Raw genomic sequence first — 15,499 nt, forward strand, 5'->3', positions numbered from 1 at the left:
AGTCTCACTCCCGCGGGTGCATCTCGACCCGGTAGAGATCCGGGTCGGCGAGGATGGGCTCCAGCGCGTCGCCCAGGACCTGGGCCCAGGTGGCGACGCCTTCCGGAATGGCGATCAGGTCCTGGCGGACCTCGATCAGGACGTTGGGCAGGCCGGCCGGCGTGGCGTGGGTTTCCACTGTGCCACCCAGCGTCGTGCGCCCGGTGTAGGGCTCGTTGTCGCCGACGCACCAGCGCCCGTCGGCGCGCAGCCGCGCGATCATCGGCACGGGGATGCGCGGGTCGCGGTCCCACAGGATGCCGACGTGCCAGGGCCGCGCCACGCCGCGCATCACGGGCGTGAAGCTGTGGACGGAGACGATGGCCGGCACCTGCCCGCGCTCGCGCCGCCGCGCGATCTCCGCCGCGATGGCGTCCCGGTAGGGGATGAAGATCGCCTCCACCCGCCGCCGTTCCTCCGCCGCGTCGAGCGCGCGGTTGGCCGGGATCACCACATCGTCGCTGACCACCGGGATCGCCGTCGGGTCGTTCAGCGCGCGGTTCGGATCGATCACCAGCCGGGAGTAACCGGCCAGCACCGCCGTCGCCCCGAACCGGTCGGCCAGCCGCCGCGTCAGCTCCGCCGCGCCGATGTCGTAGGCGATGTGCCGGCACAGCTGCTCCTCCGGCAAGCCCAGGTCTCCGAGCGCCTTGGGAACCGCGCGGGTCGCGTGGTCGCACAGGATCAGCAGCGGGCTCCGCGACTCCGGGTGCAGCACGGTGAAGGGCGGCGGATCCTCCGGGCCGAGCAGCGGCGGCGGCGGTGCAGCCCGCGGCGGCGTGGGGGCGGTGACCGGCCGGGAATGCTCGGCGGGCTGGCAGGGGGAGTGCGGCGTCATGGCGGCATAATATTGCAGGGCAAGGCGCGGTCCGGAAGCTCGGGCGAAGGTTATAGGCACCCCTGGCTTAACACCGTCCCCGCGCCAGGGTTTCCAGGCTGGGCGCCGAACCGCGCTTTGCAGACGTGCCATGCGGCGGGGCCGTTGGCGCCCACAGGTTGCGACCGCTATAACAGCGCTATGACGGACGCCAGCACCCTCGCCTCCGCCGCGCGCGTCGACGCCGCGCAGCGGATTGCCTTGATCGCCCTGTTGACGGGTGCGATCGGCATCGCCTTTTCGCCGATCTTCGTCCGTCTGTCCGAATTGGGGCCGACCGCCACGGCCTTCTGGCGCCTGGGCTTCTCGGTGCCGGTCCTCTGGGCCTGGATGGCGCTGGAGCCCAAGCGTGGCGCGCGCACCCGCAGCCCGTCCTCCGTCTCCGACTACGCGCGGCTGACGGCGGCCGGCCTGTTCTTCGCGGGCGACCTCACCGCATGGCACTGGTCGATCAAATACACGTCGGTCGCCAACTCCACGCTGCTGGCCAACTTCGCACCGATCTTCGTCACGCTGGTGTCCTGGCTGGTGTTCAAGGAGCGCTTCTCGCGCACCTTCGTCCTCGGCCTCGTCCTGTCCATCGGCGGCGCCGTCGTGCTGATGGGGCAGAGCCTGCAACTCAGCCCGGAGCATCTGTTCGGCGACGCGCTGGGCATGCTGACCGCGCTGTTCTACGGCGGCTACATCCTGTCCGTCGGCCGGCTGCGCGCCGAGTTCTCGACCGCCACCATCATGACCTGGAGCGGCGTGGTCACGGGCGTGGCCCTGCTGCCCGTCGCCATGCTGTCGGGCGAAAGCCTGGTGGCCGGCACTGCGTACGGCTGGGCGGTGTTGCTCGGGCTCGCCCTGTTCAGCCACGCCGGTGGCCAGAGCCTGATCGCCTACGCGCTGGCCCACCTGCCCGCCGCCTTTTCCTCCGTCAGCCTGTTGATTCAGCCGGCGGCGGCGGCGATTCTGGCCTGGATCCTGTTGGACGAGCCGCTCGGCCTGCTTCAGGCGATCGGCGCCCTGATCGTGCTCGCCGGCATCCTGATGGCCCGCCGCGGGAGCCGATGACGTCCTGCAATCGCCCGCGCGCGGATGGCCGTTGACGCGCTCCATCCGAGTCGGGTACGACCCATGACTGTTTGCTTATGAAGGGGACTGCTCCGTGTCCGAAGGTGAAGAGAACCTCCACGTCCCCGCTTCGTCGCAACGCATTTCCGAATGGGTGGCGCAACAGCTGCTGGAACGGATCGCCCGCGGCGAGCTGGTCCCCGGCGAGCGCCTGCCCGGCGAACGCCAGCTGGCCGAACAGCTGCACGTCAGCCGCGTGTCCGTGCGCGCCGCCCTCCAGAAACTGAAGACCCAGGGCTTCCTCACCGCCGTCCAGGGCGGCGGCACCCGCGTGGTGTCCTCGGCCGGCGCCATGGACGGTGCTCTGACGGAGATGGTGCGGGTCAAGCACGCGAACCTCTGCGACCTCGTCGAGATCCGCCAGGCGCTGGAAAGCTGGGCCGCCCGCCGCGCGGCTGAGCGCGCGACTCCGGAGCAGATCGAGCACATCGGCCACATCCTGACCGCCATGGGCCAGACCGGCCGCGACGGCAAGCAGGCGGCCGACGACATGGACTTCCACCTCGCCGTCGCCCAGGCGGCCGGCAGCCCGGTCTACCTGCACCTGCTGGCCACCATCCGCGACATCCTCGGCCAGATGATGGAGTACCACCACACCGAGCCCTTCGCGCTGGGCAAGGAGGCGCTGATGATCGACCATCACCGCGCCATCTACGAGGCGATTCAGCGCCGCGACGCCGACGCCGCGTCCGTGGCGGCGACCGCCCATCTCGGCTGGGTACTCGACCGCTACAACGATATGCGCCGGAAGGCCGAGGAAATCGCCACCCCGCCCGGCTGACCGCCCTTCCCTTTCCGCCTTTCCCAGAAATAAAAAGCCGCAGGCCCGAACGAGCCTGCGGCTTTTTCGTTCTCAGACGTGGGTTCCCCGCCGCGTCACGCGGCGAGGAGCGCCTCGATCTGCTTCGTCACGTCGTCGATCTCGGCCATGCCGTCCACCGTCTTCAGGACGCCACGGTCCCGATAATACGGCAGGATCGGCGCGGTCTGCTCGTGGTACTGGGCCAGCCGGGTCGTCACCGTCGCGGCGTTGTCGTCGGCACGGCGCTTGAACTCCGTGCTGCCGCAGACGTCGCACACGCCCTCAACCTTGGGCTTCTCGAACGTGTCGTGATAGCCCTTGCCGCACTTGGCGCAGGTGTAGCGACCGGTGATGCGCTCCACCAGGATGTCGTCGACCACCTTCATCTCGATGACGTGGTCGAGCTTCAGCCCTTTGTCGGCCAGCATCTTGTCCAGCGCCTCGGCCTGGGCGACCGTGCGCGGGAAGCCGTCGAGGATGAAGCCGTTCGTGACGTCCGGCTTGGAAATGCGCTCGGCGATCATCTGGACCATCAGTTCGTCCGGCATCAGCTTGCCGGCCGCCATGATGTCCTTCGCCTGCTGCCCCAGAGGACCGCCCTCGGCGACCATCGCGCGGAGCATGTCGCCCGTCGAAAGCTGGACGAGCCCGCGCGTGTCCTCGAGACGGCGCGCCTGGGTCCCCTTCCCGGCGCCCGGCGGTCCGAGCAGAATGAGATTCATTACTTTCTCCCCCGAAGCTTCGCTTTTTTAATCAGCCCTTCGTACTGGTGGGCCAGCAGATGGGAATGAATCTGCGCGACCGTGTCCATGGTGACCGTGACCACGATCAGCAGGCTGGTGCCGCCAAAATAGAACGGAACGGAATGCTGCGAAATCAGGATTTCGGGCAAGAGACAAACCGCCACAAGGTACGCCGAGCCGATGACCGTCAGACGGGTCAGCACATAGTCGATGTAGTCGGCCGTGTTCTTGCCGGGACGGATGCCGGGGATGAAGCCACCGTACTTCCGCAGGTTCTCCGCGGTCTCGGCCGGGTTGAACACGATGGCGGTGTAGAAGAAGCAGAAGAAGACGATCAGCGCCGAATAAAGCAGCATATACAACGGGGTACCGTGCGCGATGTAGCGCGACACCGTCTGCAGCCACTCCGGCCCCTCCCCGCCCGCGAAGCCGACCGCGGTCAGCGGCAGCAGCAGGAGCGAGGACGCGAAGATCGGCGGAATGACGCCGGAGGTGTTCAGCTTCAGCGGCAGGTGCGACGCTTCGCCGCCGAACACCCGGTTGCCCATCTGGCGCTTCGGGTACTGGATCAGCAGGCGGCGCTGCGCGCGCTCCATGAACACGATGAAGAACACGACGCCGACGGCCATCAGCAGCATGAAGACGATGAACACCGTCGACAGCGCGCCCGTGCGGCCCAGTTCCAAAGTGCTGACCAGCGCGCGCGGCAGTTCCGCGACGATGCCGGCGAAGATGATGAGGGAGATGCCGTTGCCGATGCCGCGCGCGGTGATCTGCTCGCCCAGCCACATCAGGAAAAGCGTGCCACCAACCAGCGTGATGACCGTGGCGACGCGGAAGAACACCCCCGGATCGGCGACCGCGGCTCCGTGCGATCCACTCATCGCCTCCAGCCCGACCGCAAGGCCATAGGCCTGGACCGTGGCAAGCAGGACGGTGCCGAAGCGCGTGTACTGGTTCAGCTTCTTGCGGCCCGATTCGCCCTCCTTCTTCAGCGCTTCCATCTGCGGCGACACCGCGGTCAGGAGTTGCACGATGATGGAGGCCGAAATATACGGCATGATGTTCAGAGCGAAGATCGTCATGCGGCTCAGCGCACCGCCGGCCAGCATGTCGAACATGCCGAGGATGCCCCCGCCCTGCTGCCGGAAGATGTCGGCCAGGATCTGCGGGTTGACGCCCGGAAGCGGGATGTAGGTGCCCAGGCGGTAGATGATCAAGGCACCAAGGGTGAACCAGATCCGCTTCTTCAGCTCGGTCGCCTTGGAGAACGCGCCGAAGTTAATGTTCGCGGCAAGCTGCTCGGCCGCTGATGCCATGGGTCGTATCCCTGTCCCTAACGTGCGAACGGGGCGGTCCTGCACACTGCAGGCCGCCCCTCGCAACTACGCTGTATTTAGTGCCGGACGGTGCCCGCGCGCAAGCGCGGGCTCATCCAATCACTCGGCGGCTTCGGCGGCGGAACCGGTCAGCGTGACGCTGCCGCCCACCTTCTCAACCGCTTCCAGCGCCGACTTGGAGGCGCCGGCGACGGTGAAGCTGGCCTTGGTCGTCAGCGTGCCCTTGGCGAGCAGGCGGACGCCGTCCTTGGCCACCTTGCCGGTGACGCCCGCCGCTTCCAGGGCCACCGCGTCGATGGTCTGGTTGGCGTCGAGCTTGCCGAGGTCGATGGCCTTCTGGATCATGCCCAGGTTCACCACCGAATATTCCTTCGCGAAGATGTTGCGGAAACCGCGCTTCGGAAGGCGGCGGTGAAGGGGCATCTGGCCGCCTTCAAAGCCGTTGATCGCGACGCCGGTGCGCGAGGTCTGACCCTTCACGCCGCGGCCGCCGGTCTTGCCCTTGCCCGAGCCGATACCGCGGCCGACGCGCATGCGGGCCTTGCGGGCGCCGGGGTTGTCCCGGAGATCGTTCAGCTTCGTCATGGGTTCAGCCCTCGTTCTCGACGCGGACCAGGTGCGCGACCTTGGCGATCATGCCCCGCACGGCCGGAGTGTCCTCCAGCTCGCGGGTCCGGTGCAGCTTGTTGAGACCCAGACCGATCAGCGTCTCGCGCTGGTCGTGCTTGCGACCGATCGGGCTGCCGGTCTGGGTGACGATGACGGTCTTCTTCTCGGCCATGATCAAGCCTCCTGCGCACCGGCGGCGCCGGTTTCGCGCTTGCCGAGGATGTCGCTGACGCGACGGCCACGACGGGCGGCGACGCTGCGCGGGCTGGAAACCTGCGACAGGGCGTCGAAGGTCGCCTTGATCATGTTGTGCGGGTTCGAGGTGCCGATGGACTTCGTCACCACGTCCTGCACGCCCAGGGCCTCGAAGATCGCGCGCATCGGGCCGCCGGCGATGATGCCGGTACCGGCCGGGGCGGTGCGCAGCACGACTTTGCCGGCACCGAAGTGGCCGTTGGAGTCATGATGCAGCGTGCGGCCTTCGCGCAGCGGAACGCGGATCATGCCGCGCTTCGCCTGGTCGGTGGCCTTGCGGATGGCCTCCGGAACCTCGCGGGCCTTGCCCGAACCGACGCCGACGCGGCCCTTGCCGTCGCCGACCACCACCAGGGCGGCGAAGCCGAAGCGACGGCCGCCCTTCACAACCTTGGCGACGCGGTTGATGCCGACGAGCTTTTCGATCAGCTCGCTCTCTTCCCGATCGCGCTCGCGCGGCTGCCGATCACGGTCGCTCCGCTCGCCTCGTTCACGTGCCATTTCGGAGCCTCCTTAGAACGACAGCCCGCCCTCGCGGGCGGCGTCGGCCAGGGCCTTGACCCGGCCGTGGTAAATGTAGCCACCACGGTCGAACACGACCTCGGTGACGCCCGCCGCCTTGGCGCGTTCGGCGATGAGCGTGCCGATCTTCTTGGCGGCTTCGACGTTCCCGCCGTGCTTGAGCTGCTCGCGCAGCTCTTTTTCCACGGAGGAGGCGGAGGCGACCGTACGGCCGTTCTCGTCGTCGATGATCTGGGCGTAGATGTGCAGATTGGACCGGAAAACCGAAAGGCGAGCCCGCCCGCCGGCCTTCTTGGCAATCTGCGCGCGCACGCGCTGCTTGCGGCGCTCGTGGAGTTGCTTTGGCTTGAGCATGGCGGACCTTACTTCTTCTTGCCTTCCTTGCGGAGGATGGTCTCGGTCGTGTACTTGATGCCCTTGCCCTTGTAGGGCTCCGGCTTCTTCCACCCGCGGATCTCCGCGGCGACCTGACCGACCTTCTGCTTGTCGAAGCCCGACACCGAGATCGCGGTGGGCTTGTCACACTTGATGGTGATGCCCTCCGGGATCGGGTACTTCACGTCGTGCGAGAAGCCGAGCTGCATGACCAGCTCCTTGCCCTGCACGGCCGCGCGGTAACCGACGCCGTTGATCTCGAGGTTGATGGTGAAGCCCTGGCTGACGCCCGTGACCATGTTGTTGATCAGCGTCCGCGAGGTCGCCCACATGACGCGGGCGCGCTTGCCGTCGTTGGCCGGGGCGACCACGACCTTGCCGTCTTCCAGCTTGGCCGTGATGTCGTCGATGAGGGTCAGGCTGAGCGAACCCAGCTTGCCCTTGGCCGTCACCTGCTGGCCGTTGACGGCGACGTCAACACCAGCCGGGACCGGCACGGGATGCTTTCCAATGCGCGACATCGAAGGGTCCCCCTTAGAACACGCGGCAGAGGACTTCACCGCCGACGTTGGCGGCGCGGGCCTCGTTGTCCGACATCACGCCGCGCGGCGTGGAGAGGATCGAGATGCCCAGGCCGTTGAAGACGCGGGGCAGATCGGTGATCTTCGAATAGACGCGGCGGCCGGGCTTCGACACGCGGGCGATCTGCTTAATGACAGGCTCGCCTTCGTGATACTTCAGCTCGATCTTCAGGTTCTTGACGCCGGGGCGGACATCCTCCTCGGAATAACCGCGGATGTAACCCTCGCGCTTCAGGACCTCGAGCACGTTGGAGCGCAGCTTGGACGCCGGGCTCTCCACAACAGACATGCGGGCGTGCTGACCGTTGCGGATGCGGGTCAGCATATCGCCGAGCGGATCGCTCAAAGACATTTTCCGACCCTCCTTACCAGCTCGACTTCACCATGCCCGGGATCTGGCCGGTGGAGGCCAGTTCACGGAGGGTGACGCGGGACAGCTTGAACTTGCGATAGAACGCCCGCGGACGGCCGGTCATTTCGCAGCGGTTGCGGATGCGCACCTTCGAGGAGTTGCGCGGCATTTCGGCCAGCTTCAGGCGGGCGGCGAACTGCTCTTCCGGCGGGAGGGAACGGTCGGAGGCGATGGCCTTCAGACGAGCGCGCTTGTTGGCATACTGCTTCACCAACTTCGTGCGGCGCTTGTTCTTCTCGATGGCACTGGTCTTAGCCATGGGGTCGTGCTCCAGCCAATCAGGCCACAAACGGCATGTCGAAGGCCTTCAGGAGAGCCTTGGCCTCCTTGTCGGTCTTCGCCGAGGTGACGAAAATGATGTCCATGCCGCGGATCTGATCGATCTTGTCGTAGTCGATCTCCGGGAAAATGATCTGCTCCTTGACGCCCATGGCGTAGTTGCCACGGCCGTCGAAGCTGTTGCCGGGGATGCCGCGGAAGTCGCGGACACGCGGCAACGCGATCGTGACCAGGCGGTCCAGGAACTCGTACATGCGGTCGCGCCGGAGCGTGACCTTGCAGCCGATCGCCATGCCCTCACGCAGCTTGAACTGCGCGATGGACTTGCGCGACTTGGTGACCACCGGCTTCTGGCCGCTGATCGCCGTGAGTTCGCTCACCGCGTTCTGGATCTTCTTGGAGTCGCCGACAGCCTCGCCGACACCCATGTTGATGACGATCTTCTCGATCCGCGGAACTTCGAGGTCGTTCTTGTAGCCGAACTCACTCTTGAGCGCGGCGCGGATCTTGGAGTCGTAGATTTCCTTCAAACGTGCAGCCATGGTCCGGTCCTCACACGTCGATAACTTCGCCGGACCGCTTGGCGACACGCACCTTGCGGCCATCCTCAAGGATCTTGAAGCCGACGCGGGTCGGCTTGCCGTCCTTGGGGTCGATGTGGGCGACGTTCGAGACGTTGATCGGCGCCTCGAACTCGACAATGCCGCCCTGCGAGCGGGCGCTGGGGCGCTGGTGCTTCTTCACCACGTTGACGCCCTGCACGACGACACGGCCTTCCGCCGGGATGACCTTGATCACCTCGCCGGTCTTGCCCTTGTCCTTGCCGGTCAGAACGACGACCTTGTCCTTGGTCTTGATCTTCGCGGCCATCACAGCACCTCCGGCGCCAGCGAGATGATCTTCATGAACTTCTTGCCGCGCAGCTCGCGGGTGACCGGCCCGAAGATACGGGTGCCGATCGGCTCGCCCTGCTTGTTGATCAGCACGGCGGCGTTGCGGTCGAAGCGGATCGCGGATCCGTCGTCCCGGCGCAGTTCCTTCGCGGTGCGGACGATGACGGCGCGATGCACGTCGCCCTTCTTGACGCGGCCCTTCGGAATGGCTTCCTTGACGGAGACGACGATGACGTCGCCCACGGTGGCAACCTTCCGCTTGGACCCGCCAAGCACCTTGATGCACTGCACCCGGCGCGCCCCGCTATTGTCGGCGACTTCCAGGTTGGTTTGCATCTGGATCATGGTTCAGTACCTTTCCGTTACGCGGCGCCGCCAGTGGCGGCGGACTCGAGCACGACCGTCCAGCGCTTGCGCTTGGAGATCGGGCGGCATTCGATGATCGAAACGGTATCGCCGACCTTGAACTGGTTGCCCTCGTCGTGGGCGGCGTACTTCTTCGACTGACGAATGAACTTCTTGTACACGGGGTGCATGACGCGGCGCTCGACCAGGACGGTAACCGTCTTGTCGCCCTTGTCGCTGACCACCGTGCCCTGCAGAACGCGGCGAGGCATTGGTAGCCCTCCTTACTTGCCGGCTTCGGCCGAGCGCGAACGCTCGCCGAGGACCGTCTTGATGCGCGCGATGTCGCGACGCACGACCTGCACCCGCGCGGTGTTCTCCAGCTGGCCGGAGGCCCGCTGGAAGCGCAGGTTGAACTGTTCCTTCTTGAGCTGGAGGAGCTGATCGTTCAGCTCCTCGGTGCTCTTCGCGCGAACGTCGACGGACTTCATGCCGCCACCTCCTCACCGCCGCCGAGGCGGGTCACCAGCTTAGTCTTGATCGGCAGCTTGGCGGCCGCCAGGGCGAACGCCTGCTTTGCCACATCGGCCGGAACGCCGTCCAGCTCAAACAGGATGCGGCCCGGATGGACGCGCGCCGCCCAGTATTCGGGCGTGCCCTTACCGGAACCCATGCGGACTTCGGCGGGCTTGGTGGAGACCGGCAGGTCCGGGAACACGCGGATCCACACGCGGCCCTGACGCTTCATGGCGCGCGTGATCGCGCGGCGGGCCGCCTCGATCTGGCGGGCCGTGATGCGCTCCGGCTCCAGGGCCTTGAGGCCGAAGGCGCCGAAGTTCAGCTGGGTGCCGCCCTTCGCGTTGCCGTGGATGCGGCCCTTGTGGGCCTTGCGGTACTTGGTACGCTTCGGAGAAAGCATCGCTCGTGCCCCTTACTCGCGGTCAGCGCGCTCGGAGCGGTCACGGTCGCCGCGGCCGCGGCCCCCACGCTCCTCGCGGTCGCCACGCTCGCGACGCTCGCGACGCGGCTCACCATCGGTCGACACCGGCTCGGTGCCCATGCGCTTGTCCTGGGCCATCGGGTCGTGCGCCATGATCTCGCCCTTGAAGACCCACACCTTGACACCGCAGGTGCCGTAGGTGGTCTTCGCGGTGGCCGTGCCGTAGTCGATGTCCGCACGCAGCGTGTGCAGCGGAACGCGGCCCTCACGGTACCACTCGAGGCGAGCGATCTCGGCGCCGCCGAGACGGCCCGAGCAGTTGATGCGGATGCCCTGGGCGCCGAGGCGCATGGCCGACTGCACCGCGCGCTTCATGGCGCGGCGGAAGGCGACGCGGCGCTCCAGCTGGCTGGCGATGTTCTCGGCGATGAGGCGGGCGTCGATCTCCGGCTTGCGGATCTCGACGATGTTGAGGCTGACCTCACCACCCGTCATCTTCGACAGTTCGCCGCGCAGCTTCTCGATGTCCGCGCCCTTCTTGCCGATCACCACGCCCGGACGGGCCGAGTGGATGGTGACGCGGGCCTTCTTGGCCGGACGCTCGATGACGACGCGCGAGCAGCCGGCCTGCTGCAGGCGGCCCTGCAGATAGCCGCGCAGCTTCAGGTCCTGATGCAGCATGTTGGCGTAGTCGCGCTTGGCGAACCAACGGCTGTCCCAGGTCCGGTTGATGCCGAGGCGCAGCCCGATCGGATTGACTTTCTGACCCATCTTACTCGGCCCCTTCGGCAACGGCGGCGTCGCGCTCGCGCACGATGATCGTCAGGTTGGAGAACAGCTTCTCGACCCGGGCGCCGCGACCGCGGGCGCGGGCGTGGAAGCGCTTCATCACCAGAGCGCGGCCGACGGTCGCCGAGGAGACGTACAGCCGGTCAACGTCCAGCTGATGGTTGTTCTCGGCGTTCGCGATCGCGGCCTGGAGGACCTTCTTCACCTCGCCGGCGATGCGGCGCTTGGAGAAGGTCAGCTCGGCCACGGCGCGGCTCGCGTCCATGTTGCGGATGAGCTGGGCGACGAGGTTCAGCTTGCGCGGGCTGGTGCGGATCATCGGATTGGAGGCCAGGGCCTCGTTCTCCGCGATGCGGCTGGGGTTGGAGGGCTTGCCCATGGCTTACTTCCTCTTCGCCTTCTTGTCCGCCGCGTGACCGTAGAAGGTGCGCGTCGGAGCGAACTCACCGAACTTGTGGCCGATCATGTTCTCGGTCACCAGAACCGGCAGGAACTTGTGGCCATTGTAGACGCCGAACGTGAGACCCACGAACTGCGGCAGGATGGTCGAACGACGCGACCAGATCTTGATGATCTCGTTGCGGCCCGAGGCGCGGGACTTGTCCGCCTTCTTCAGCAGATAGCCGTCGACGAACGGGCCCTTCCAAACGGAGCGTGCCATCGTCCGACCTCCTTACTTCGAATGACGGCGGCGCAGGATCAGGCCGTCCGTCTTCTTGTTGTGACGCGTCTTCTTGCCCTTGGTCGGCTTGCCCCACGGGGTGACCGGGTGACGGCCGCCCGAGGTGCGACCCTCACCACCACCGTGCGGGTGGTCGATCGGGTTCATGGCGACGCCGCGGACCGACGGACGGACACCGAGCCACCGGTTGCGGCCGGCCTTGCCCAGGTTGGTGTTCATCTGGTCCGGGTTGGACACGGCGCCCAGCGTGGCCATGCACTCGCCGCGGACCATGCGCAGCTCGCCCGAGGGGAGCTTCAGCTGCGCATAGCCGCCGTCACGGCCGACCAGCTGCAGGTAGGTGCCGGCCGAACGGGCCAGCTGACCACCCTTGCCGGGCTTCAGTTCGACGTTGTGCACGACCGAACCGACCGGGATGTTCTTCAGCGGCATGGCGTTGCCGGGCTTCACGTCGACCTTCTCGCCCGACACCACCGTGTCGCCCACCTTCAGGCGCTGCGGCGCCAGGATGTAGGAGAGGGTGCCGTCCTGATACTTGATCAGGGCGATGAAGCCCGTACGGTTCGGGTCGTACTCCAGCCGCTCGACAACGGCCGGGACGTCGAACTTACGGCGCTTAAAGTCCACCAGGCGGTAGACGCGCTTGTGACCGCCGCCCATCCGGCGCGCGGTGACGCGGCCGGTGTTGTTGCGGCCACCAGACTTGGTCAGACCCTGGGTCAGGGACTTGACCGGCTTGCCCTTCCACAGCTCCGAGCGGTCGACGATGACCAGCTGGCGGAGCGACGGCGTAATCGGGCGGTATTGCTTCAGAGCCATCGGATCACACTCCCGCTCAGATGCCCGTGGTCACGTCGATCTTGTGCCCCTCGGCGAGGGTCACGACGGCCTTCTTGATGTCCGAGCGACGACCGATGGTGCCGCGGAAGCGCTTGGTCTTGCCCTTGGCGATCAGGGTGTTGACCGCGGTCACCTTCACGTTGAACAGCCCTTCGACCGCCGCCTTGATCTCCGGCTTGGTGGCCGACAGCGGAACGCGGAACGTGACCTGGTTGTGCTCCGAAGCCATCGTCGACTTCTCGGTGATGACCGGAGCCAGAATGAGGTCGTACATCCGCTCCTGGCTCACCGCAGGTTTCGACTGCTTGCTCATTTCAGGCGAGCCTCCAGCTGCTCGACCGCGTTGCGGGTCAGGACCAGCGTGTCGCGGCGAAGAATGTCGTAGACGTTGGCGCCCTGCTCCGGCAGCACGTCGATCAGCGGGATGTTGCGCGAAGCCCGAGCGAAGTTCTCGTTCAGGTTCGACCCGTCGATGATCAGCGCCGAGGACAGGCCCAGGGTGGCGAGGCGGGCAGCCAGGTCCTTGGTCTTGTGCGACTCCGCCGAAGCGGCGTCGAGGACCACGAGCTTGCCTTCCGCGGCCTTGGTGGACAGCGCGGTCTTCAGGGCCAGCTTGCGGACCTTCTTGGTCAGGTCGTGCTCGTGCGAGCGGACGACCGGGCCGAAGATAGTCGCGCCGCCGCGGAACTGCGCGGAGCGCATCGAGCCCTGGCGGGCGCGGCCGGTGCCCTTCTGCCGGTACGGCTTCTTGCCGGTGCCGGAGATCTCGCTGATCGTCTTGGTCTTGTGCGTACCGGCGCGGCGCTTGGCCAGCTGCCAGTTGACCATGCGGGCCAGGAGATCGGTGCGGGACGGGAGACCGAAGACGTCGTCGGACAGTTCGATCTCGCCGACGGTCTCGTTGTTCAGGTTCTTAATGGTCGCCTTCATGGCCATCACTCCTGCGGCTCGGCGGCGGCCTCGGCGGCCGGGGCAGCCTTGATGCCGGCGGGGAACGGCAGACCTTCCGGAGCCTTCTTCTTCACCGCGTCGCGGATGCGCAGCCAAGCGCCCTCGGCGCCCGGAACGGCGCCCTTGAGGAAGATCAGGCCGCGGTCCTCGTCGACCGACACGACCTTCAGGTTCAGAACCGTGACCTTCTCGTCGCCGAGGTGACCGGCCATCTTCTTGTTCTTGAAGACCTTGCCGGGGTCCTGGCGGTTACCCGTCGAACCGTGCGAGCGGTGCGACACCGACACGCCGTGCGTTGCGCGCAGACCACCGAAGTTCCAGCGCTTCATCGGACCGGCGAAGCCCTTACCGATGGAGGTGCCGGTGACGTCGACGAACTGGCCCGGGACGAAGTGCGCGGCCGACAGTTCGGCGCCAACCTCGATCAGCGCGTCGGCGGGAACGCGGAACTCGACCAGCTTGCGCTTCGGCTCCACGCGCGCCTTGGCGAAATGCCCGCGCTCAGGCTTCGTGACGTTCTTCACCTTGATGGCGCCGGCACCGAGCTGAACGGCGGTGTAGCCATCCTTCTCTTCGGTGCGAACGGCGACGACCTGGCAGCTGTCGACTTTCAGCACAGTCACCGGCACGTGCGTCCCGTCGTCCGTGAAGACGCGGGTCATGCCGACTTTCTGCGCGATCAAACCGGATCGCATTGTTCTTTATCTCCTGACCAGGGACATCCTCAGAGGGAGAGGTCCCTCAACAGCAACGACTTTAGAGCTTGATCTCGACATCCACACCAGCGGCAAGGTCGAGCTTCATCAGCGCGTCCACCGTCTGGGGCGTCGGGTCGACGATGTCGAGCAGACGCTTGTGGGTGCGGATCTCGAACTGCTCGCGCGACTTCTTGTCGACGTGCGGCGAGCGGTTCACGGTAAACTTCTCGATCTGCGTCGGCAGCGGGATCGGCCCCCGCACCCGAGCACCGGTCCGCTTTGCGGTGTTGACGATCTCGCTGGTCGACTGGTCGAGCACGCGATGGTCAAACGCCTTCAAGCGGATGCGGATGTTCTGGCTGTCCATGTCCAAACGTCCCTTGCACCTCGTTTCGGTGACGCCAACGCGCCACCGGTACCCCAAAACCTGTCCCCGGGGACCGGCAGCGGCAGGTAACCCTGCGCCGATCACCGAAGCGGCGGGCAGCGGGTCATCCGATCCGAATTGACGGCCGATACGAAAAAGAACATCCCCCGCATTTCCATGCGGACGGATGTTCCTGGCAGCACCTGAGCGCGGTTCTATCCCGCGATGCCGTTCGTCATCGGGCTGCGTCTAGGCCGGACGTGCCTACCACCAACCCTTAATTCCAGAGGGCGTAACGTGTAGGCCCAAGCCGCCTTGGTGTCAACCCACATTTTCCCTCCTGTGACAGAGAGATGGCGGATTGACGACGGCGGGCTCTATGGCCCTTCGGATTTGTCCCGCGGATGCGAAAAAGGGAGCCGGCCTGCGCCGACTCCCTTCCCGCAACGCGACTTACTTGATGATCGAGGCGACGACGCCGGCGCCGACCGTACGACCACCCTCGCGGATGGCGAAGCGCAGGCCCTCGTCCATGGCGATCGGGGCGATCAGCTCGACCTCCATGGAGATGTTGTCGCCCGGCATCACCATCTCGGTGCCTTCCGGCAGCTTCACCATGCCCGTCACGTCCGTCGTGCGGAAGTAGAACTGCGGGCGGTAGTTGGTGAAGAACGGCGTGTGGCGGCCACCCTCTTCCTTGGTCAGGATGTAGGCCTCGGCCTTGAAGGTGGTGTGCGGGGTGATCGTGCCCGGCTTGGCCAGAACCTGGCCGCGCTCCACGTCCTCGCGCTTGGTGCCGCGCAGCAGCGCGCCGATGTTGTCGCCCGCCTCGCCCGAGTCGAGCAGCTTGCGGAACATCTCCACACCGGTCACGGTGGTCTTCACCGTCGCCTTCAGGCCGACGATCTCGACTTCCTCGCCGACCTTGACGATGCCGCGCTCCACGCGGCCGGTCACCACCGTGCCGCGGCCGGAGATCGAGAACACGTCCTCGATCGGCATCAGGAACGGACGGTCCTTCGGACGCTCCGGCTGCGGGATGTA

General features: G+C 66.4%; 27 protein-coding genes. 2 read left to right on the forward strand and 25 right to left on the reverse strand.

What is annotated here, in order from left to right; all coding sequences use genetic code 11:
- Nucleotides 1-4: 4 nt before the first annotated feature.
- Nucleotides 5-877, reverse strand: coding sequence for an N-formylglutamate amidohydrolase (locus J2851_RS16765; RefSeq protein ID WP_209767521.1), 873 nt, complete (start codon nt 875-877; stop codon nt 5-7).
- A gap of 180 nt (nt 878-1,057) precedes the next feature.
- On the opposite strand from J2851_RS16765, the gene J2851_RS16770 reads away from it, so the two are divergent.
- Together J2851_RS16770 and J2851_RS16775 are read left to right on the forward strand one after the other, a co-directional pair.
- The gene (locus J2851_RS16770; protein WP_209767522.1) at nt 1,058-1,972 is read left to right on the forward strand and encodes a DMT family transporter; all 915 of its coding nucleotides are present in this window, start codon (nt 1,058-1,060) and stop codon (nt 1,970-1,972) included.
- 94 nt (nt 1,973-2,066) lie between these two features.
- Complete coding sequence (locus tag J2851_RS16775) at nt 2,067-2,813, forward strand: FadR/GntR family transcriptional regulator (protein WP_209767523.1); 747 nt, start codon at nt 2,067-2,069, stop codon at nt 2,811-2,813.
- Nucleotides 2,814-2,908: 95 nt separating this feature from the next.
- Here the strand turns inward: J2851_RS16775 and J2851_RS16780 are convergent, their stop codons facing one another.
- From J2851_RS16780 to J2851_RS16895, 24 genes are all read right to left on the reverse strand, one after another.
- A complete protein-coding gene (locus J2851_RS16780) occupies nt 2,909-3,556 on the reverse strand; it encodes an adenylate kinase (protein WP_209767524.1) in 648 nt (215 codons plus the stop codon).
- A complete protein-coding gene (secY, locus tag J2851_RS16785; protein WP_209767525.1) occupies nt 3,556-4,896 on the reverse strand; it encodes a preprotein translocase subunit SecY in 1,341 nt (446 codons plus the stop codon). Before secY ends, J2851_RS16780 begins: the two co-directional genes overlap by 1 nt.
- 120 nt (nt 4,897-5,016) lie before the next feature.
- Entirely contained in the window at nt 5,017-5,502 is a 486-nt protein-coding gene (gene rplO, locus J2851_RS16790; RefSeq protein ID WP_209767526.1) for a 50S ribosomal protein L15, read from the reverse strand.
- Nucleotides 5,503-5,506: 4 nt separating this feature from the next.
- Nucleotides 5,507-5,698, reverse strand: coding sequence for a 50S ribosomal protein L30 (gene rpmD, locus J2851_RS16795; protein WP_209767527.1), 192 nt, complete (start codon nt 5,696-5,698; stop codon nt 5,507-5,509).
- Between the two features lie 2 nt (nt 5,699-5,700).
- Nucleotides 5,701-6,282 carry a 30S ribosomal protein S5 gene (rpsE, locus tag J2851_RS16800; protein WP_209767528.1) on the reverse strand — a complete coding sequence of 194 codons (582 nt, stop codon included), beginning with the start codon at nt 6,280-6,282 and terminating at the stop codon, nt 5,701-5,703.
- A gap of 12 nt (nt 6,283-6,294) precedes the next feature.
- Nucleotides 6,295-6,657: a 50S ribosomal protein L18 gene (gene rplR / locus J2851_RS16805; protein ID WP_209767529.1), complete on the reverse strand. Its 363-nt coding sequence runs from the start codon at nt 6,655-6,657 to the stop codon at nt 6,295-6,297.
- Nucleotides 6,658-6,665: 8 nt separating this feature from the next.
- A complete protein-coding gene (rplF, locus tag J2851_RS16810) occupies nt 6,666-7,199 on the reverse strand; it encodes a 50S ribosomal protein L6 (protein WP_209767530.1) in 534 nt (177 codons plus the stop codon).
- A gap of 13 nt (nt 7,200-7,212) precedes the next feature.
- Entirely contained in the window at nt 7,213-7,611 is a 399-nt protein-coding gene (gene rpsH / locus J2851_RS16815) for a 30S ribosomal protein S8 (RefSeq protein WP_209767531.1), read from the reverse strand.
- A 13-nt stretch (nt 7,612-7,624) separates the two neighbouring features.
- Nucleotides 7,625-7,930 carry a 30S ribosomal protein S14 gene (gene rpsN, locus J2851_RS16820; RefSeq protein ID WP_209767532.1) on the reverse strand — a complete coding sequence of 102 codons (306 nt, stop codon included), beginning with the start codon at nt 7,928-7,930 and terminating at the stop codon, nt 7,625-7,627.
- Between the two features lie 19 nt (nt 7,931-7,949).
- Nucleotides 7,950-8,492 (reverse strand): 50S ribosomal protein L5, encoded by a 543-nt coding sequence (rplE, locus tag J2851_RS16825; RefSeq protein ID WP_209767533.1) that lies wholly within the window; start codon nt 8,490-8,492, stop codon nt 7,950-7,952.
- A 10-nt stretch (nt 8,493-8,502) separates the two neighbouring features.
- The gene (gene rplX / locus J2851_RS16830; protein ID WP_209767534.1) at nt 8,503-8,823 is read right to left on the reverse strand and encodes a 50S ribosomal protein L24; all 321 of its coding nucleotides are present in this window, start codon (nt 8,821-8,823) and stop codon (nt 8,503-8,505) included.
- Nucleotides 8,820-9,188: a 50S ribosomal protein L14 gene (gene rplN, locus J2851_RS16835; RefSeq protein WP_085555126.1), complete on the reverse strand. Its 369-nt coding sequence runs from the start codon at nt 9,186-9,188 to the stop codon at nt 8,820-8,822. The genes rplX and rplN overlap by 4 nt, the downstream gene beginning before the upstream one ends.
- Nucleotides 9,189-9,205: 17 nt before the next feature.
- Nucleotides 9,206-9,460: a 30S ribosomal protein S17 gene (gene rpsQ / locus J2851_RS16840; protein WP_209767535.1), complete on the reverse strand. Its 255-nt coding sequence runs from the start codon at nt 9,458-9,460 to the stop codon at nt 9,206-9,208.
- 12 nt (nt 9,461-9,472) lie between these two features.
- Nucleotides 9,473-9,679, reverse strand: a complete 207-nt coding sequence (gene rpmC, locus J2851_RS16845; RefSeq protein ID WP_209767536.1) for a 50S ribosomal protein L29 — start codon at nt 9,677-9,679, stop codon at nt 9,473-9,475.
- Nucleotides 9,676-10,107, reverse strand: a complete 432-nt coding sequence (gene rplP / locus J2851_RS16850; protein WP_209767537.1) for a 50S ribosomal protein L16 — start codon at nt 10,105-10,107, stop codon at nt 9,676-9,678. Before rplP ends, rpmC begins: the two co-directional genes overlap by 4 nt.
- 12 nt (nt 10,108-10,119) lie before the next feature.
- On the reverse strand, nt 10,120-10,899 hold the full coding sequence (gene rpsC / locus J2851_RS16855; protein ID WP_209767538.1) for a 30S ribosomal protein S3: 780 nt from the start codon (nt 10,897-10,899) through the stop codon (nt 10,120-10,122).
- Between the two features lies 1 nt (nt 10,900).
- Complete coding sequence (gene rplV / locus J2851_RS16860; protein ID WP_209767539.1) at nt 10,901-11,296, reverse strand: 50S ribosomal protein L22; 396 nt, start codon at nt 11,294-11,296, stop codon at nt 10,901-10,903.
- 3 nt (nt 11,297-11,299) lie between these two features.
- Nucleotides 11,300-11,578 (reverse strand): 30S ribosomal protein S19, encoded by a 279-nt coding sequence (gene rpsS / locus J2851_RS16865; protein ID WP_014241034.1) that lies wholly within the window; start codon nt 11,576-11,578, stop codon nt 11,300-11,302.
- Nucleotides 11,579-11,590: 12 nt separating this feature from the next.
- Complete coding sequence (gene rplB / locus J2851_RS16870) at nt 11,591-12,418, reverse strand: 50S ribosomal protein L2 (protein ID WP_209767540.1); 828 nt, start codon at nt 12,416-12,418, stop codon at nt 11,591-11,593.
- 16 nt (nt 12,419-12,434) lie between these two features.
- Nucleotides 12,435-12,752, reverse strand: a complete 318-nt coding sequence (locus J2851_RS16875; RefSeq protein ID WP_209767541.1) for a 50S ribosomal protein L23 — start codon at nt 12,750-12,752, stop codon at nt 12,435-12,437.
- Complete coding sequence (gene rplD, locus J2851_RS16880) at nt 12,749-13,369, reverse strand: 50S ribosomal protein L4 (RefSeq protein WP_209767542.1); 621 nt, start codon at nt 13,367-13,369, stop codon at nt 12,749-12,751. Before rplD ends, J2851_RS16875 begins: the two co-directional genes overlap by 4 nt.
- 5 nt (nt 13,370-13,374) lie before the next feature.
- Complete coding sequence (rplC, locus tag J2851_RS16885) at nt 13,375-14,085, reverse strand: 50S ribosomal protein L3 (RefSeq protein WP_209767543.1); 711 nt, start codon at nt 14,083-14,085, stop codon at nt 13,375-13,377.
- A 61-nt stretch (nt 14,086-14,146) separates the two neighbouring features.
- A complete protein-coding gene (rpsJ, locus tag J2851_RS16890; RefSeq protein WP_014241039.1) occupies nt 14,147-14,455 on the reverse strand; it encodes a 30S ribosomal protein S10 in 309 nt (102 codons plus the stop codon).
- Between the two features lie 453 nt (nt 14,456-14,908).
- Nucleotides 14,909-15,499, reverse strand: a 591-nt coding sequence (locus J2851_RS16895; protein WP_246500713.1) for an EF-Tu C-terminal domain-related protein, incomplete at its 5' end; no start/stop codon positions are given.

The sequence above is a fragment of the Azospirillum rugosum genome, from assembly GCF_017876155.1.
In the GTDB taxonomy this organism is placed as follows: domain Bacteria; phylum Pseudomonadota; class Alphaproteobacteria; order Azospirillales; family Azospirillaceae; genus Azospirillum; species Azospirillum rugosum.

Bases quoted from the DNA above. Each gene is read 5' to 3' on its own strand.
- J2851_RS16765 (WP_209767521.1), bottom strand. From the start codon at position 877: ATGACGCCGCACTCCCCCTGCCAGCCCGCCGAGCATTCCCGGCCGGTC.
- J2851_RS16770 (WP_209767522.1), top strand. From the start codon at position 1,058: ATGACGGACGCCAGCACCCTCGCCTCCGCCGCGCGCGTCGACGCCGCG.
- J2851_RS16780 (WP_209767524.1), bottom strand. From the start codon at position 3,556: ATGAATCTCATTCTGCTCGGACCGCCGGGCGCCGGGAAGGGGACCCAG.
- secY (WP_209767525.1), bottom strand. From the start codon at position 4,896: ATGGCATCAGCGGCCGAGCAGCTTGCCGCGAACATTAACTTCGGCGCG.
- rplO (WP_209767526.1), bottom strand. From the start codon at position 5,502: ATGACGAAGCTGAACGATCTCCGGGACAACCCCGGCGCCCGCAAGGCC.
- rpmD (WP_209767527.1), bottom strand. From the start codon at position 5,698: ATGGCCGAGAAGAAGACCGTCATCGTCACCCAGACCGGCAGCCCGATC.
- rpsE (WP_209767528.1), bottom strand. From the start codon at position 6,282: ATGGCACGTGAACGAGGCGAGCGGAGCGACCGTGATCGGCAGCCGCGC.
- rplR (WP_209767529.1), bottom strand. From the start codon at position 6,657: ATGCTCAAGCCAAAGCAACTCCACGAGCGCCGCAAGCAGCGCGTGCGC.
- rplF (WP_209767530.1), bottom strand. From the start codon at position 7,199: ATGTCGCGCATTGGAAAGCATCCCGTGCCGGTCCCGGCTGGTGTTGAC.
- rpsH (WP_209767531.1), bottom strand. From the start codon at position 7,611: ATGTCTTTGAGCGATCCGCTCGGCGATATGCTGACCCGCATCCGCAAC.
- rpsN (WP_209767532.1), bottom strand. From the start codon at position 7,930: ATGGCTAAGACCAGTGCCATCGAGAAGAACAAGCGCCGCACGAAGTTG.
- rplE (WP_209767533.1), bottom strand. From the start codon at position 8,492: ATGGCTGCACGTTTGAAGGAAATCTACGACTCCAAGATCCGCGCCGCG.
- rplN (WP_085555126.1), bottom strand. From the start codon at position 9,188: ATGATCCAGATGCAAACCAACCTGGAAGTCGCCGACAATAGCGGGGCG.
- rpsQ (WP_209767535.1), bottom strand. From the start codon at position 9,460: ATGCCTCGCCGCGTTCTGCAGGGCACGGTGGTCAGCGACAAGGGCGAC.
- rpmC (WP_209767536.1), bottom strand. From the start codon at position 9,679: ATGAAGTCCGTCGACGTTCGCGCGAAGAGCACCGAGGAGCTGAACGAT.
- rplP (WP_209767537.1), bottom strand. From the start codon at position 10,107: ATGCTTTCTCCGAAGCGTACCAAGTACCGCAAGGCCCACAAGGGCCGC.
- rpsC (WP_209767538.1), bottom strand. From the start codon at position 10,899: ATGGGTCAGAAAGTCAATCCGATCGGGCTGCGCCTCGGCATCAACCGG.
- rplV (WP_209767539.1), bottom strand. From the start codon at position 11,296: ATGGGCAAGCCCTCCAACCCCAGCCGCATCGCGGAGAACGAGGCCCTG.
- rpsS (WP_014241034.1), bottom strand. From the start codon at position 11,578: ATGGCACGCTCCGTTTGGAAGGGCCCGTTCGTCGACGGCTATCTGCTG.
- rplB (WP_209767540.1), bottom strand. From the start codon at position 12,418: ATGGCTCTGAAGCAATACCGCCCGATTACGCCGTCGCTCCGCCAGCTG.
- J2851_RS16875 (WP_209767541.1), bottom strand. From the start codon at position 12,752: ATGAGCAAGCAGTCGAAACCTGCGGTGAGCCAGGAGCGGATGTACGAC.
- rplD (WP_209767542.1), bottom strand. From the start codon at position 13,369: ATGAAGGCGACCATTAAGAACCTGAACAACGAGACCGTCGGCGAGATC.
- rplC (WP_209767543.1), bottom strand. From the start codon at position 14,085: ATGCGATCCGGTTTGATCGCGCAGAAAGTCGGCATGACCCGCGTCTTC.
- rpsJ (WP_014241039.1), bottom strand. From the start codon at position 14,455: ATGGACAGCCAGAACATCCGCATCCGCTTGAAGGCGTTTGACCATCGC.